A 14,842-nucleotide genomic window follows, 5' to 3' on the forward strand; every position below is an offset into this window, starting at 1 on the left:
ACCGAGAGCTCAGGTGTTGAGATGACCGGGGATGCGCAGATGTCGGCGCACCACCTCGACAAAAGCGGGGTCGCGCTTGGCGGCCCAGACGGCGGCCATGTGGCCGATGAACCAGAGGGCCAGACCCGCGATCCAGAGCCGCAGCCCCAGACCCAGGGCTGCCGCAAGCGTGCCGTTGACGATCGCAACCGATCGCGGCGCGCCGCCCAGCAGGATGGGCTCGGTGAGTGCGCGATGAACTGGCACAACAAAGCCGGTGACAGGTTCATCCATCAGATCACCACGCCACCGCCGAAGGAGAAGAACGACAGGAAGAAGCTTGAGGCCGCAAACGCGATCGACAGACCGAACACGATCTGGATCAGTCTGCGGAAACCGCCGGAGGAATCCCCAAATGCGAGCGTGAGGCCGGTCACGACGATGATGATGACCGCGATGATCTTTGCGACCGGCCCCTCGACTGACTGCAAGATCTGATTTAGCGGCTGCTCCCACGGCATGTTCGAGCCGGCCGCCCAAGCGGGCTGAACTGCCAAAAACATGGTGCCGTAGGCGGCCAACGACGTACCTCGAAAAAAGCGATATTCCAGACGCATGTCAGTCTCCTGCTGATGAAAGGTTGTAGTCGCCGGTAGTCCCAAGCCCTGTGACGAGGGCGAGTTCGGCGAGGCGTCGGTCCGAGCCGCGACCGGCGAGCACGGCAACGACGTTGATGGTCTCAGCGATCAGAGCACGCGGAACCGTGATGACGGCTTCCTGGATGAGTTGCTCGAGCCGCCGCAGCGCACCGAGCGCAGTCCCAGCATGGATGGTACCAATGCCGCCGGGATGGCCCGTGCCCCAGGCCTTGAGGAGGTCGAGTGCTTCGGCACCTCGGACTTCGCCGATCGGGATGCGGTCGGGACGCAGTCGGAGGGACGAGCGAACGAGATCCGACAGCGTCGCCACACCGTCCTTGGTCCGCAGCGCAACGAGATTGGGCGCCCTGCACTGCAGCTCGCGGGTGTCTTCGATCAGCACGACGCGATCGGAGCTCTTCGCCACCTCGGCCAGAAGCGCATTCGTCAACGTGGTCTTGCCCGTCGATGTCCCGCCAGCGACGAGGATGTTCTTCCGTGCGGCAACCGCGTTCTGCAGGGTCTTGGCCTGCTCCAAGGTCATGATGCGCCTGGCGACGTAATCGTCGAGCGTAAACACGGCGACTGCGGGCTTGCGGATAGCAAAGGCCGGTGCTGCGACGACTGGAGGCAACAGACCCTCGAAGCGCTCGCCGGTCCCCGGCAGTTCCGCCGAAACCCGTGGTGCACCGGCGTGCACCTCGGCGCCTACGTGATGCGCTACCAGGCGAACGATGCGCTCGCCATCCGCTGCGGAGAGAGTTTCGCCTGTGTCGATCAGGCCATTCGACAACCGATCGATCCACAGCCGCCCATCTGGGTTGAGCATCACCTCGATGATCGTTTCATCTTCGAGGTAGCCGGCAATTGCGGAGCCGAGCGCGCTACGCAGCATTCGAGCACCGCGCGAATTCGCCTCTGATTGAATGGAATGGATTGCCACCGTTCGCCCCCACCGAATGAGGACGTCCAAAGGGCGTCCTCAGATGGGGATGATTAGAAAAGGCACCAATAGTCTTGGCGCAACAAGCGCTTTCGTGTGATCGTAGACTGGCGTAGAAAAAGAAAGAGTGAGAACTGATATTACAGAGCCTACTCGATCGAGTGGTTACTCACCACTCCGCATCGTCATGCACGGGCAAAAGGATGACCAAATCCTCATACAAGCCAACCGGCTCAACGGCGCAGGAATCATCAGCCGGCTTGGAGAAGAGGATTGAACTCATCCACGGAGTGATGGATCGGCGCCCGGGCAGCGCGAACCAGACCAACGCCGCGATCTGCAGCGCTACGTTGAGACCGAAAGCGACTTGATAGGCCTGGAGCGGCCGATGGCCATCATTCGCAGACCATTGCTCCAGGATAAGACCTGTCGCGCATTGTGCCAGGAACGCCCAACCAAAGTGCAAGACGTTAAGGGCGCCATTGGCACGACCGGCAAGCTCCGTCGGAAAGTAATCTGCTATTACCGCAAAGCTGACCACGGTTGCCGTTCCGGCAATTGCGACAACGGACCAAGGCAAGATGGACGGCAGAGGCGCTCGCAGGATCAAGGTTGATTCGGCTGCCATAAACAGCACCGCAACCGTCGCTAATACCGTCTCCGCCCCGAGTCCTCTTCGTCTGATGTGATGGACCGTCGTGCCGAACAACCACGCTCCGCAGCTCAAGACGATCGACATGGTGAATAGGTGCCCGACGAGACTTTCGCGATCGAGCCCTTCCACATCGATCAGCCATGGCGATGCCCACAATCCCTGCAGGGACCAGGCCGATCCAATGCAAGTCGCCGACAACGGGGCTATTCGCCAAAAGCGCCGATCGCGGAAAACGGAGCCAAGGGTCGCGGGGGTTGACGCTATCGATGGGACAATGCGTCGTTCAGGCACGACGACATAGATGAGAATGGCCGTCGCGCCGGTGGCGGCCGCCAGAATCTCAAAGAGCTGCCGCCAGCCCATCCAGGCGAGCAGGTGTTCGACGGGAGTCGTAGCGGTCACCGCTCCTAGGGAGCCCAGCATGACCATGTAGCCGTTCAGCAAGGCAACTCGCTCCCTTGGGAACCAAAGGATGATGGATTTCAGTCCAGCAGTCAGCGCTGCAGCGACACCAAGCCCGATCATTGCACGCGCGATCAAAAGGGACAGGAAGCCGGTCGACACTGCGAACACTCCGGCGCCGACCGCTGCGAGCAAGAGCAGAGGACTCTGGACGCGCCGCGGGCCAAAGCGGTCCAACAATACGCCGACGGGGATCTGCGCCGCCGCAAAAACGAGGAAATAGACCGAGGTAAGCAATCCGAGGTCGGCTGCTCCAAGCCGAGCATCCGAGCTGAGATGACTGGCGATCAAAGCGTTGATCGTTCGAAACAGATACGAAAGATAGTATCCAACCGCAAACGGGAGAAATACGCGCGCGGCGAGGCGCCATGCCCCTGAAATCTGCATGCTGGCCCCTCTTGCTGTCAGCTCAGTGCAAGCCGATAGCGTGACCAGCTTTTTGTCAGGGCAGTTGAATCGCTGGGGGCGTAGGCTAGCGAAGAAAAAGAAGGGACCGGCGAAATGGTCTCTCTACATCGTTCAATCAGGTTTCTTCAGCCGGCTCCTGACGGCGGATATCTTCTGGAATCTCGCGGAGAAAGCTCTGCCCCTTTTGCAACCGACGTCCAAGCGCCTCGACAAACCCTTCGAAGCGCTCCCGACCTTTCGCCTGTGCGGCCGCCTGCGCGTCGTTGGGGAGCGGTGGCGTGATCGTTAGCCAGAAGCGAATGAAGAGAGCCAATGTCTCGGCTGTTAAACCAACGTCACGCTCGAGCCTATGCATCTGACGCGACAGCCGATCCAGGCGACGGGTGAACGCTGCTTCCCGCCTGTCCGCTCCATCCGGTGACAGAAACGAAGCGACTGCCGCTTCTACGATCGCCGATCGGGAAAGCTTTTTGCGATCGGCGAGCTCCGAAATCTGTTTCAGCAACTCCGGCGGGAAATAGACGTTCATCCGGTCGCGCATATTGCCTCAGAGCTCCATCCCGTCGTTCGGGTCCAGGGCGACTTGACGGGCGACACCGCGCATCCGTTGGCGTATGAGCCGCGACTGGCGGACCGCGTCCTCGTCATCATCAAGAACGGCGGCAAATTCCTCAGCCGGCGTCGGCTCGGTCGTCTCCTTGGCGATCGCGACGTGATCCGGAAGTTCGGGCTCACGGCGGAGGCCGCTGTTCGCGGTGTCTTCCTCGTCCTCCGCAGCTTTGTCAGTTGGATCTGCCGTCAGCTTCAACGGTATGAGGGCTGACCATCCGTCCGTTCGCGACGATCGGCCCGCCGCAGCTGGGTCAGGCGGAGGCAGAACGCGCTCGGTGAACCGCCGATCCTCGTAATAGCGGACCTTTTTGGCTCGGATCGGCGGCGTGCCCGCTACCATGACGATCTCGTCTCTCGGCGGAAGCTGCATGACCTCGCCCGGGGTCAGCAGCGGTCTTGCCGTCTCCTGACGCGACACCATCAGATGCCCCAGCCAGGGGTTCAACCTGTGGCCGGCATAGTTCTTCATGGCCCGCATCTCGGTCGCAGTACCCAAGGCGTCGGACACACGTTTGGCCGTCCGCTCGTCATTGGTCGCGAAGCTGACGCGGACGTGGCAATTGTCGAGAATCGCGTTGTTGGGCCCGTAGGCCTTCTCGATCTGATTGAGCGACTGCGCGATCAGAAAACTCTTGATGCCGTACCCCGCCATGAAGGCAAGCGCGGACTCGAAAAAATCAAGCCGGCCCAGCGCCGGAAACTCGTCGAGCATCATCAGGACTCGATGTCGGCGGTCGCGGGCGTGCAAATCCTCGGTCAGGCGCCGACCGATCTGGTTCAGCACCAGACGGATCAGCGGCTTGGTCCGAGAAATATCCGACGGTGGCACCACGAGGTAAAGCGTCGTAGGTAGGCTATCCGCGATCAAATCGGCAATCCGCCAGTCGCAGCGACAGGTCACCTGGGCCACGACGGGATCGCGGTAGAGCCCAAGGAATGACATCGCTGTGGACAGGACGCCGGAGCGTTCATTCTCGGATTTGTTGAGGAGTTCGCGCGCGGTCGAGGCGACAACGGGATGGGCGCCCTGCTCGCCAAGGTGCGGCGTGGTCATCATCGCCTTCAGCGTCGCCTCGATCGGCCGCTTCGGGTCGGACAGAAAGGCCGCGACGCCGGCCAGCGTCTTGTCCACCTCGGCATAGAGGACGTGGAGAATAGCCCCAACGAGAAGCGAATGACTGGTCTTCTCCCAATGATTCCGCTTGTCGAGTGAGCCTTCGGGGTCGACCAGGACGTCGGCGACGTTCTGGACGTCACGAATCTCCCATTCCCCGCGCCGGACCTCGAGCAGCGGATTGTAGGCTGAGGACTTTGGGTTGGTCGGGTCGAACAACAGGACGCGGCCATGCCGCGAGCGAAAGCCCGCGGTCAGCTGCCAGTTCTCTCCCTTGATGTCGTGCACGATGGCAGAGCCCGGCCAGGCCAGCAACGAAGGAACTACGAGGCCAACGCCCTTGCCGGACCGCGTTGGCGCAAAACACAAGACGTGCTCCGGCCCGTCATGGCGGAGGTAGTCGCGATCGAGCTTGCCCAGCACCACACCATCCGAGCCGAGAAGTCCGGCCGCTCGAACCTCTTCCGCGCCAGCCCAGCGCGCCGAACCATAGGTCTCAACGTTCTTGGCTTCACGCGCCCGCCAGACCGACATGCCGATCGCCACCGCGATCGAAACGAAGGTCCCCGACGCCGCGATGAAGGCACCCTCGACAAAGACGTGAGGCGCATAGGCGTCGTAGACGAACCACCACCAGAAGAAAACTGGCGGGAAATAGATCTTGAAGCCCAACAGTTCGAACCAGGGCCGTCCAAGCTCCGGTTGATAGGCGAGCCGCCAAGCCGTCCACTCGGTTGCTCCCCAAATGGCCAGCAATACAATCACGCCGACGACAATCACCTGTCCCCACAGGATCTTGGTTCCTGACATCTCGAACGCCCTTCCGCAACTGAGTTGGAGAGATTGCTAGAGGCCCAGGTCGCGCTTGCGACCAAAGCCCCACTCGATGCCACCGCCGTCCTTCACGACGCCGGTGACGTGCTGGCCGAGCCTCTTTTCGAGTTCGCGCGACCAGGGCACGAGCTGGAAGCCGAGCCCGTTGTCGATCATGGCGAAGCGTCCCGAGGTGAGCGTCAGCCGCTGGCGATACGTGCCCGCCACGTGCTCCCCGGAGCCAGGCTTCACATAAGGCAAGCCGGTCCCAGTCGAGACCTTTGTGGCCACCTCGTCCAGTTCACGCCGGCGCAGCGTGTTCAGGAGGTCGCGCTGCAGGACGATCCGCTGGCCCTGCCGCCGCGCTAGGCCTTCCTGGATCAAATGCTCGGTACGGGCTTCCATGGCGTCGCGGGTCTCACGGCCGAATCCGCCCATGGCGAGCGGCATGGGGTCGCGTTCGACCAGCCGATGGTCGAGCCAGGTTGCCCCTCGTGCCGTGATCTGGCTACCAAGATCGAGATCGGAGCGTGTCGCGAGAACCAAGGTCGGCAGCGGATCGCCGGCTTGCCCGAAGCGTCGGACTTCGACGATTCCGCCGATCGCCGGTGCCTCGTCGAAGGCCTCGAGCCCGCGGAAGCGCACGTGATGCGCGCGCCCGTCCGTTCCGTCGATCAGAGCGTAGGCCTCGCCAGTCAATTCGTCATGCAAGCCGCGATCGACCAGCCGTCCGATAATCTGAGACGTCGGTTGGCCGCCTTCAATGAGGAAGTCGGCAACGCCGCGCGTTTCGCCGCGCTCGGTAAAGGCGCGGTGCATGGCCTTGATAATATCGCCGCGCATGCCAAGGTCACGCAAGCTGCGCTCGGCCTCGAGCCCAACCATCCATTCCCCTAGTCCGACGGAGGCAGCAAGGCCCATCTTCTCCAGGTGTTGAAGACGACCGACCATGAGGCGCCGGATCTCGGGATCGGAGCTGCCGGAATTCTCCGGGCGAAGATCGATAGAGCCGGTTTCGTCTGCCGCCAGCCGGATCTCCCGATCGAGCCGCGTCCATCGTTCCGCTGTTACTTCCCGCTCCAGCGAATTGCTGATCTCGTGCTCCGGTTTTGGGCCCAGTTCGACGGCGACCAGTTCCTCGGCGCGCGCGCGCAGGCCCTGGCTGATGTAGTCGCGGGAGATCACGAGATCCGCCCCTTCCTCATCTATCCCGCGGACAAGAAGGTGGACGTGAGGGTTGTCGGTATTCCAATGATCGACAGCCACCCAGTCGAGCCGCGTGCCGAGATCGGTCTCCATCTGCCTGGCGAGATCGCGGGTGAAGCCCTTAAGGTCGGTCATGTCCCCGGCATCCTCTGGCGAGACGATAAACCGGAAATGATGCCGGTCGTCCTTGCACCGTGCTGCGAAAGCCGCGCTATCTGCGCGGTCGCTACCATCATCGAACATCTCGGCCCGCTCACCACTTCGGGTCACGCCGTCGCGCTTCAGATATGAGAGATGGGCGGTCAGTGGCGCCGAGCGGAAGGCTCGCCCTTTGTGACGAACCACGCGCGCCTTCACCACGACGCGCCGGGTCGGGCTGAACAATCTAGCGCGGCTAAAGGCGAGGCGCCCGCGGCCAAACGTCGAGCGCCCACAGGCCGCCGAGCGTCTGCCGGCCATAGCCTGACCCGAGGTGTGCCCTGCTTTCTTCGCGGCACGCAGGACCTGATTGACGAAGCTTTTCTGCTTCGGCGCGCGGGTGCTGCGAATGCGCCCAGGCCGAACACGCAGATCGCTGTCGCCCACGCTCACGGCCGGGCCTCCAAACGATCAAAAGCACGCACAGTGCCGAAAACGTCTTTGATTGCATTACGCAAAATGCAAGGCGCGGCACGCGCCCCGACCGACCGGCACGCCAGAACCCAAGCCATGCCAATGGCTTGCGGTTCGACCGGCGAGCCCCTTTTATCTCGCCGTCCTGCCGTCGTGGTCCCCCGGCCGCCCCCGACTGTTTGCGAGCGCTTGCGATAGTGATCGTTACCCGAAGGGCCGAGACACCCGTAGGGTGGCTCGGTGAGGAGCGAAGCGACGAGTAGAGCGCGGGCCGAAGGCATCGCCCATACGCCATCAGCTTGCGAACCCGCACACTTGGTCATTGCAATACTCCCGCACCCGATCGAGGGACGAACACACCAATGGGCCGGGGGACCATGGGCGAAACATCAGGCGCCGAGATTGCAGTCGTGGCGCCGCTCAATGGCACGAGCGCCGGCAACCGATCGCGCGTTTTCATGAGATCGGACCGCATAACGAATGGCGTCGCAGCTGCTGGTGACTGTCCGGTGGACGTCCACCTCGGCGGCAGTTCGATGGCAAGCAGATTTGCAAGCTTTGCGACGTATGCTCGCGTCTCGTCTGGCAAAGAGCCACCTGCGAGATGCTCTTCATACCGAGATGGTCCCGCGTTGTACGCAGCAAAGACGCCAGGCGAACCATACCGATCGAGCAGTTCACGCAGATAGGCCGTGCCGGCCAGAATATTGTCGTGCGGGTCGTAGGGGTCGTTCCCGAGATTGTAGCGCTCGCGAAGTTCCGCCCAAGTCGCCGGCATGATTTGCATTAGCCCCATTGCGCCTTTTGGCGATCTGGCGTGCACGTCACCATCACTCTCGATGCTTAGAACTGATCGGATCCAGTTCGGAGCGATCGCAAAGCGTTGTGAGGCTTCATTGATGAAGCCGACAAATGAGTGAGCGGTCTGACTGATCGCCGGCTGCGCGGCTGATCCGCTCTGGGCCAAAGCAGCACTGTCGAACGCGGTCAGAAGAAGCATCAGGGGCACGACAGCACAAATGCGCGTGCCCAACCGACCCGAGCACGCGGTCGGCCTCGCGCCAGCCTTGCAGACATCGATCGAGACAGAGGAATGTCCCCGCAAACGATCGAACAAGGGAATGGCGGGGAGAACGCGTCGAATACGCACAATCACTCCTCCCAGGTCCACACCGGCATCGCACGGCCGATCACGCTAGATGCCGGAAGAAATCCAAAATACCGGCCATCAAGAGAGTCGTCCGACTGCCAATTCATCAGGAACAGCTCGCCGTCGCCGACGACGCGGCAGCCCTGCCATTTCGGCAGCGGCCTGCCTCGACTGTCGTGATCCTTCGCCTCGCCCACTGCGACGTCGTCGACCGAAATCGTGAGGCCGGTTCTGCAAACACTCTGCCCTGGAAGGGCGAGCACGCGTTTCAGCATCGGGACGCCAGTGGGCAAATAGCCGTTGAGGTCGAGGAAGGTCGCGAGCGGCTCTGGCGGCTGCACGGCGACCAATTCAGTGACTTGGAATTGGTCCGCCGGTCGGAGGCGGTAAAGACCGATCGGCACGCTGGCGGATGCGTTCCAGATGTAAAGCGGAAGCGGCTCCAGGACGATCGTCGCGATGAGCGCAGCAGCCACCCCAATCGTCTCGACCAGCATCGTTAGGCGGCCCGTCATCGCATCACCTTTTGGCGATGAAGCCAGGCTTGATGGCGCGCTTTCGTATACGGGCGCGGGCTTTCGTTAACGGACAGGCGGTTATGAACGTGATGCCAATGATCAGGCGCGACATCAGCTGGATCGATGCCAAGTGCCTCGACGGCATCGACCATCTGCAGCACACGCTCAACCTTCGGCCAGCCCGACAGGCGCAGCAAAATCTCCCCGCCGGGTGTCACATAAGGGACGGTCGAGCAGCGCTGTCCCGGTGCGACCGCGCGCAAGATGTCGATCCGCGAAATGATCGTGCCAAAGTCGTTGGAGGTCCAGCGGACGAAAGCAAAGACGCTGCCGGGCGCAAATGACAGGACGCGCCGATGGCGATCAAGCTTCCGTTCCTTGACGATACGACCGAACCGAATGCGGTTTTCGATGCGTTTCTCAAGCCACAGCACTTCTACTTCGGTAAGATCGCTCACGCCGCCGCTCCCTGATGCTGGAACGGAGTGCGGTGAGCGTTGGGGCCGGTGAAAGACTGGCACGGCTTCTGCCGGCGAGCAGGATTGACGGCCCCCCGCTGCAAGTCACCTTCAATGCGGCTGGTCGTCTGGTCCGTTAGAAGAAATCCGAAGGATTTCTGGTTAGTAAAGTTAGAGCGGCTGGAAAGCTCGCAGAAGCAAGCTCTTAAGCTCGATTCCGGTCCCCGATAGCACGAGGATCGGGTCCCCGAAAGCACGAGGGTTGCGGTCCCCGATAGCACGAGTTGATTCACAGGTTGTCCTCCGAATTTGGAACGAGACCGCGCCGGCGCAGGCGTGCCGTTAAGGGATGAACAGGCTGAGGGGCGAAGTTCAGCCGCTCGGTACCGTTCGGATCGCGCGTCAGCGCGAGCTGATAGCCGGGCAATGTCTGGCGCTGAACGATCTGGCGTATGTCGTAAGCAAAGTGCTTGAGCGGGGAGAGGATGCCGGACTTGGCATGGAGGTGCACAAGGTCAAAGCTCCAGCCGCCGTCCTGGCGTCCACCGTGCTTGCGCACGAGCCGGTAGAGCCATCGTTCAAGTCCGCCCGTCAGCTCGAAATAAGCGCGATCGATCGTCAGCACGAGCGCGTCGTCGATGACGCCGGCATAGAACCAATCAGGCAGGATCAATTCGAGTCCAAATGGACGACCGTTTGCATCGGCCGTCTCCTTCCACTCGTTGATCCAGGAGAAGCGATGCCGCCGCCGTTCTGTGGGTTGGCGGATCGACGTCATCACTGTCGTTGACTGAAGTCTGTCGAGACCAGCCTTCAGCCGGTCATAGTCGCGCGCGCTGGTGCCACGGCCGACAAACGTCAGAATCTCGTACGGCGTTGCAGCCATCAAGCGCGACGTTTTCAAACCCGCGTCACGCGCTTCGACAATCTGGGACGCTGCCCAGATCAGAACGTCCGCATCCCAGATGGTCGCCATGCCGTGTTCCGGCACGGCTTCGACCCGAATTGCGATCGCACCCGCACGGAAATCGATCGGCACAATTCGCTTGGTCTTTGCCAGCGAAAAGAACGGATATGCCATCAGATCCTGCGCATCGCGGGGCGCAAGATCGCCGGGTAGCGCCCGGAAGAGCTCAAGCTGATCGCGCTCGGAATGGTGTTTGCGCCGCATAGTCACTGCTCTCACGCGGCTATCAGCGACGTTCCTGACCTGCGTAGGGACGCAGGGCCGGATGCTTCTTGGCGGGCAGCACGGTCCCCTTTCCGGGATCGGATGTCGACGTCTTGGCGCCGCGATCGGCCCACGCTTTCAGCTCATCGACGGCGTAGACAACACGTCCGCCAATCTTCCGATACGTCGGTCCAGTACCGTACGTGCGGTGCTTCTCGAGCGTGCGACCGGACAGGCCAAGGTAACGCGCGGCCTCAGGTGTACGCAGAAATCGCGGGGGAAGACCGGCCATCGGATCGGACATTTGAGAACTCCAGGAGGACAGCGCACTACGCGCGGCTAGGCCGGCGTGTGTGCGGTCATCATGGAGGAGCACGATCTCGGAGGGGGATGCCGAATGTTGGGGGTACGATTTTCGGCACCCCTGGGGACTGCGCTACTCGTCCTTGCGCCCGGGCCGGAGGAGTTTGCCGTAACCACCGCGCATCAACGCGCGGCCGCCTTGCACCAAGCGAATTGTTCGATTGCGTAGATCATGCGTCTTCCAAGCGCGATCGGGAATGCGTTTTTTGCCGAACAGCGCTTCGGCGATTACGCGATAACTTCCGCCGGCGCTATGCGCATCGAGCGCGCGGATCGCGGCGCTCAGACGTTCGCGCCGCTGTTTAGATAGTGTGTGAAATGCCGGACCTGGCACTCGTCCATTCATCGCGCGCCAAAGCCGGCGGGCTGCATACACACGTGCGTCGAAATCGTCGTCAAACGGCAGATCGGCCGCATATGGCGCGCCGGGCACTGGCGCGTCTTTAGACCAAACACGGTGATCTACCGCACCGATGCGAAGCACGGCATGCCAGCCGTCGACGGCGCGGCGCACCTGGCCAGTTGTAAGGTCAAGCAGTGGCTGAGACGCCGACACGAGGTCGGCCGTCGGGGCAACCGTCACCGGGACGACCGTCGCTAGAACCTCCGGCGCCCAAAAGATCGTCTGCTCGTCGAACGACCTCTGCGGGTCATGGGCGAAAGCAGATGCCCCACTTCCTCCTGAATTCGGCAGTCACTTCGCCGTTCGGACTTTTGGCAATCATCACCTCGTACTCACGCCGATAGTCGGCATTGCGGCGGAGACATTCCCAGGCGATGTCGGTGACGTCCGCGTCTTGTAGGCTCTTGTAGGAATCCGGCGACCGCCAGTCGAATTCAGGCATTGCTTCCGCCCCTTTGCACGCTGCCAACAACGATTGCGCCGCAATAGGTATGAACGAGGCGGTTGTAGGAAGACCCTAGTTTGGCACCACGTGGTGCACCGGAATGACCACCCACTAGAAGAAGCAAACAATTCTGCCTGCAAGAGACCAGCCGGTGGTTTTGTTCTATTTCGAGCCGGTGCCGCGCAAGAGGCGCCCCTGCTCGGTCACCCATTTGGCGCGGGTAAGATGACTCTGATATGCGCTCCGCGCACGGTCCGGCTCCCGCACCGGATCGATATGCAGCACGATTCGAGCAACTTCCATCCAGTCAGCCCCGTCGCTTTCCGCCTGCAGAAGGCGCATGTAGGTCACCACATGCCGCTCATCGTAGGCAGTGAGAATTTGATCTGCAGGCGCAGCATCGGCGACGTCTGGGTCGAGCGGCGGCTTCCTCATAAGACTCCACGCCTTAGATTAGACAATTTCTAACACGCGGGCCGGAAGGAGCAGAAGCGTTAAAGCTGTCGCGGGAGCCGTCCGGAGGGCGTTTTGTAGAGAATACTCCGTGGTGAAATACTCTTCAAGGACATGCCCTCTCGCGTATGGATATACGCGAAATACTTGCAATCAATTTGCGGAAGCTCCGGCAGGCCCGTGGTTTGTCACAGGAGGAATTGGCTCATCGTGCTGAAATTGACCGCACTTATATCAGCGCACTCGAGCGAAGCGTTTATGCGGCGGGTATCGACGTTGTCGATCGGCTCGCGCGCAGCCTGGGTGTCGAGGCCGCCGACCTGCTCACTCGGCCGCCCGCAAGCGCCAAGAAAAAGACTCGGGGGCAGGCCGAGTGATTGATGTCGAGCCGCTCGATCCGGCGGCCGTTTGCGCGCACTGATGCCTGGAAGGATGAGAAGCCCCGCCCGGCGGACCGGACGGGGCTTGGTGGGGCGCCCTTACTCGCCGGTCTTGCGCGGCCGCGACCAGAGCAGGGTGTAGCCCTCACCCCCTTCGTCGTCGAACAGGTTCGCGTAGATCGGCGCGTTGAACGAGGGATCATCGAGCTTGAGCGAGAGGTAGTCGCGGCCCTCTTCGGAACGCTTCGACCAGGCCGCGCCGATCTCCGCCCGGCCCACATAGATGCGGTGGCTGGGAGCGTTGTCATTGGATCGGTTGGTCTCGGCGACGATGCGGACGCCCTTGGCCTTCAGGCTCAGGGTCACGATCTCGCCCTGGAATTCGTTGCCGACCTTCTTGAAAGAACCGATGTTAGCCATGTCACTTCTCCTGTTGTGTTTCGAGCCCGCGACCACCGCGGCCTCGATGGCGATCTAGGGCCGGAGACGATCGGCGACGCACCCGCTTGGGCCGGAGCGCAGCGGAGGACGTCGTTGTGGCGACTTTTTTGCCTCGCGAGGAATGGGCGAAGCCCAGGGGAAAAAAGTCGTATCAACGGCGTTGCGGCTCAGACGATCGAGGCGAAGCCGGTCTTCGGCCAGATCAAGCCATCAACGAGGCCACGTGCGTCCGCGTGCTGAACCGCAATCTCGGGAGACCGAGGTGGCTTATCTCGGTTTTGCTGAACAAGAGGTCGGAACGATTCGGCGCAGAAAGAGAAACAATCTCCTGCAAAGGGCGGCATCGTCTCCCAAGAACGGATCGAGGTGACCGCTCTGCCGCGGCTGCGTGGGCCAGAGCGAATGCCGGCAGCTTGATCGAGGAGTTCCGAAGAGGACCGCCTCGCACGTGCTCAGGTTTCGACCATCCCCGTTCACCGCGCTGATATACGCGCACCAGTTCGACGATGAACGCAGGAAACGGTCATTCCTCGGGGCATGCGGCCGTAAGGCCGTGTACCCATAAACCCGGCGGCCTGATGCGACCAAAGCAATGTCTGCTTTGCCCCTAGAGCGACCGACTTCGGGCGGCAGCGCAATATGTCGCGATGGACCATAAGCCGTCCTCGCCCTCCGGCCATAAAGCGGATCTACGACGATCACATAGAGAGCGCGGCCTTGCATTTCGACGCGAACGCGAGGAGATATGCACCCAACTCGGCCGCGAGTGCGTCGGATGGCTCTACATCCTGCAGGCTCATGTTGAGCGCATAGACTGGTAGTCCATCGACTACCAGCGGCGCGGCGACGGCGAGAACGCCTCGTTGCCAGGAGACCGAGCAATATCCTTGGCGTTCGACCGTGGCGATCGACGCGGAAACTTCGTCCAGTAGGGCGCGTGTCGCTGCCGCCGTGCGGCGCTTGAACTGCGTGATCAGCGCAGTCCTTTCCGGCTTCCCTAGCCCCGCGAGATAAGCCCGGCCGAGCGAAGTCAATTCCATTGGAATTTGCTGGCCGGCGACGATGTTGCGGAGCGTTGCGCGAGGGCTGTAGCGAACAGATTCGAGGTAGACCATCATCGTCCGGTCGGCGGTCGCCAGACCGACATTCAGCTTCCGCTTGAACGATTCCGCACGCATCAATGGGCCGATCGTGTTCAGCACAGGCGAGCCGCTTCGCATGGCGTGGCCGAGGCCGATGACGGAGGCGGCGAGGCGGTAGCCCTTCGTGTCGGGAGCTTCGTCGAGCATTCCCGTGTTAACGAGCGTTCGGGTCAGACGGCTGACGGTCGAGCGCGCCAGTCCAGTCCGCTCGGCGATCTCGCTGTTGCCAAGCGTATCGATGCCGGGACGAAACGCGCGCAGGATTTCGATGCCCCGCTCCAGCGAGCGATTGCCGTCGACCCCCCCGGCGTAGATTTTCATTTCCGTTACCGATCCGGCAGTTCCACTTAGTGGAATTTAGGGGATGTGTAGTGCCGGCGCAATCCTTTATAGGAGCGGTAAGAATGAGAATGAAGCGAGCGCGACGCTCGGCCGGGGAGAGACGACGTGCCGCCCAACGGACTGAACGAGCGCTT

General features: G+C 61.8%; 18 protein-coding genes. 1 reads left to right on the forward strand and 17 read right to left on the reverse strand.

Annotation, left to right across the window (positions count from 1 at the left end):
• Positions 1-9 precede the first annotated feature (9 nt).
• The 15 genes from JQ587_RS21880 to JQ587_RS21950 form a co-directional block, all read right to left on the reverse strand.
• Complete coding sequence (locus JQ587_RS21880; RefSeq protein WP_212426638.1) at positions 10-273, reverse strand: VirB3 family type IV secretion system protein; 264 nt, start codon at positions 271-273, stop codon at positions 10-12.
• Positions 273-596, reverse strand: coding sequence for a TrbC/VirB2 family type IV secretion system protein (locus tag JQ587_RS21885; RefSeq protein WP_212426639.1), 324 nt, complete (start codon positions 594-596; stop codon positions 273-275). Before JQ587_RS21885 ends, JQ587_RS21880 begins: the two co-directional genes overlap by 1 nt.
• A gap of 1 nt (position 597) precedes the next feature.
• Positions 598-1,512 (reverse strand): P-type conjugative transfer ATPase TrbB, encoded by a 915-nt coding sequence (gene trbB, locus JQ587_RS21890; RefSeq protein ID WP_212426640.1) that lies wholly within the window; start codon positions 1,510-1,512, stop codon positions 598-600.
• Positions 1,513-1,729: 217 nt separating this feature from the next.
• Positions 1,730-3,064: an MFS transporter gene (locus JQ587_RS21895; RefSeq protein ID WP_212426641.1), complete on the reverse strand. Its 1,335-nt coding sequence runs from the start codon at positions 3,062-3,064 to the stop codon at positions 1,730-1,732.
• A gap of 136 nt (positions 3,065-3,200) precedes the next feature.
• Positions 3,201-3,626 (reverse strand): ribbon-helix-helix domain-containing protein, encoded by a 426-nt coding sequence (locus JQ587_RS21900; protein ID WP_212426642.1) that lies wholly within the window; start codon positions 3,624-3,626, stop codon positions 3,201-3,203.
• A 6-nt stretch (positions 3,627-3,632) separates the two neighbouring features.
• Positions 3,633-5,621 (reverse strand): conjugal transfer protein TraG, encoded by a 1,989-nt coding sequence (locus JQ587_RS21905; protein ID WP_212426643.1) that lies wholly within the window; start codon positions 5,619-5,621, stop codon positions 3,633-3,635.
• Positions 5,622-5,657: 36 nt separating this feature from the next.
• Positions 5,658-7,421 (reverse strand): relaxase/mobilization nuclease domain-containing protein, encoded by a 1,764-nt coding sequence (locus JQ587_RS21910; RefSeq protein WP_212426644.1) that lies wholly within the window; start codon positions 7,419-7,421, stop codon positions 5,658-5,660.
• A gap of 340 nt (positions 7,422-7,761) precedes the next feature.
• Positions 7,762-8,592 carry a lytic transglycosylase domain-containing protein gene (locus JQ587_RS21915; RefSeq protein ID WP_212426645.1) on the reverse strand — a complete coding sequence of 277 codons (831 nt, stop codon included), beginning with the start codon at positions 8,590-8,592 and terminating at the stop codon, positions 7,762-7,764.
• A gap of 2 nt (positions 8,593-8,594) precedes the next feature.
• Positions 8,595-9,107, reverse strand: coding sequence for a S26 family signal peptidase (locus JQ587_RS21920; protein WP_212426646.1), 513 nt, complete (start codon positions 9,105-9,107; stop codon positions 8,595-8,597).
• A complete protein-coding gene (locus JQ587_RS21925) occupies positions 9,104-9,568 on the reverse strand; it encodes a DUF2840 domain-containing protein (protein ID WP_212426647.1) in 465 nt (154 codons plus the stop codon). The genes JQ587_RS21920 and JQ587_RS21925 overlap by 4 nt, the downstream gene beginning before the upstream one ends.
• 289 nt (positions 9,569-9,857) lie before the next feature.
• On the reverse strand, positions 9,858-10,739 hold the full coding sequence (locus JQ587_RS21930; RefSeq protein WP_212426679.1) for a replication initiator protein A: 882 nt from the start codon (positions 10,737-10,739) through the stop codon (positions 9,858-9,860).
• A 22-nt stretch (positions 10,740-10,761) separates the two neighbouring features.
• Positions 10,762-11,043, reverse strand: coding sequence for a helix-turn-helix transcriptional regulator (locus JQ587_RS21935; RefSeq protein ID WP_212426648.1), 282 nt, complete (start codon positions 11,041-11,043; stop codon positions 10,762-10,764).
• A gap of 132 nt (positions 11,044-11,175) precedes the next feature.
• Positions 11,176-11,685, reverse strand: coding sequence for a DUF2285 domain-containing protein (locus JQ587_RS21940; protein WP_349629525.1), 510 nt, complete (start codon positions 11,683-11,685; stop codon positions 11,176-11,178).
• Positions 11,686-11,752: 67 nt separating this feature from the next.
• Positions 11,753-11,947, reverse strand: coding sequence for a transcriptional regulator domain-containing protein (locus tag JQ587_RS21945; RefSeq protein WP_212426649.1), 195 nt, complete (start codon positions 11,945-11,947; stop codon positions 11,753-11,755).
• Between the two features lie 165 nt (positions 11,948-12,112).
• Positions 12,113-12,385, reverse strand: a complete 273-nt coding sequence (locus JQ587_RS21950; RefSeq protein WP_212426650.1) for a DUF2285 domain-containing protein — start codon at positions 12,383-12,385, stop codon at positions 12,113-12,115.
• A gap of 146 nt (positions 12,386-12,531) precedes the next feature.
• Between JQ587_RS21950 and JQ587_RS21955 the strand changes: the two genes are divergently transcribed.
• Positions 12,532-12,780, forward strand: a complete 249-nt coding sequence (locus JQ587_RS21955; RefSeq protein ID WP_104462270.1) for a helix-turn-helix domain-containing protein — start codon at positions 12,532-12,534, stop codon at positions 12,778-12,780.
• 102 nt (positions 12,781-12,882) lie between these two features.
• Here the strand turns inward: JQ587_RS21955 and JQ587_RS21960 are convergent, their stop codons facing one another.
• Entirely contained in the window at positions 12,883-13,203 is a 321-nt protein-coding gene (locus JQ587_RS21960) for a DUF736 domain-containing protein (protein WP_006018714.1), read from the reverse strand.
• Positions 13,204-13,922: 719 nt separating this feature from the next.
• Positions 13,923-14,687 carry an IclR family transcriptional regulator gene (locus tag JQ587_RS21965; protein WP_212426651.1) on the reverse strand — a complete coding sequence of 255 codons (765 nt, stop codon included), beginning with the start codon at positions 14,685-14,687 and terminating at the stop codon, positions 13,923-13,925.
• Positions 14,688-14,842: the final 155 nt, after the last annotated feature.

The sequence above is a fragment of the Bradyrhizobium manausense genome, assembly GCF_018130615.1.
Lineage (GTDB): Bacteria > Pseudomonadota > Alphaproteobacteria > Rhizobiales > Xanthobacteraceae > Bradyrhizobium > Bradyrhizobium manausense_A.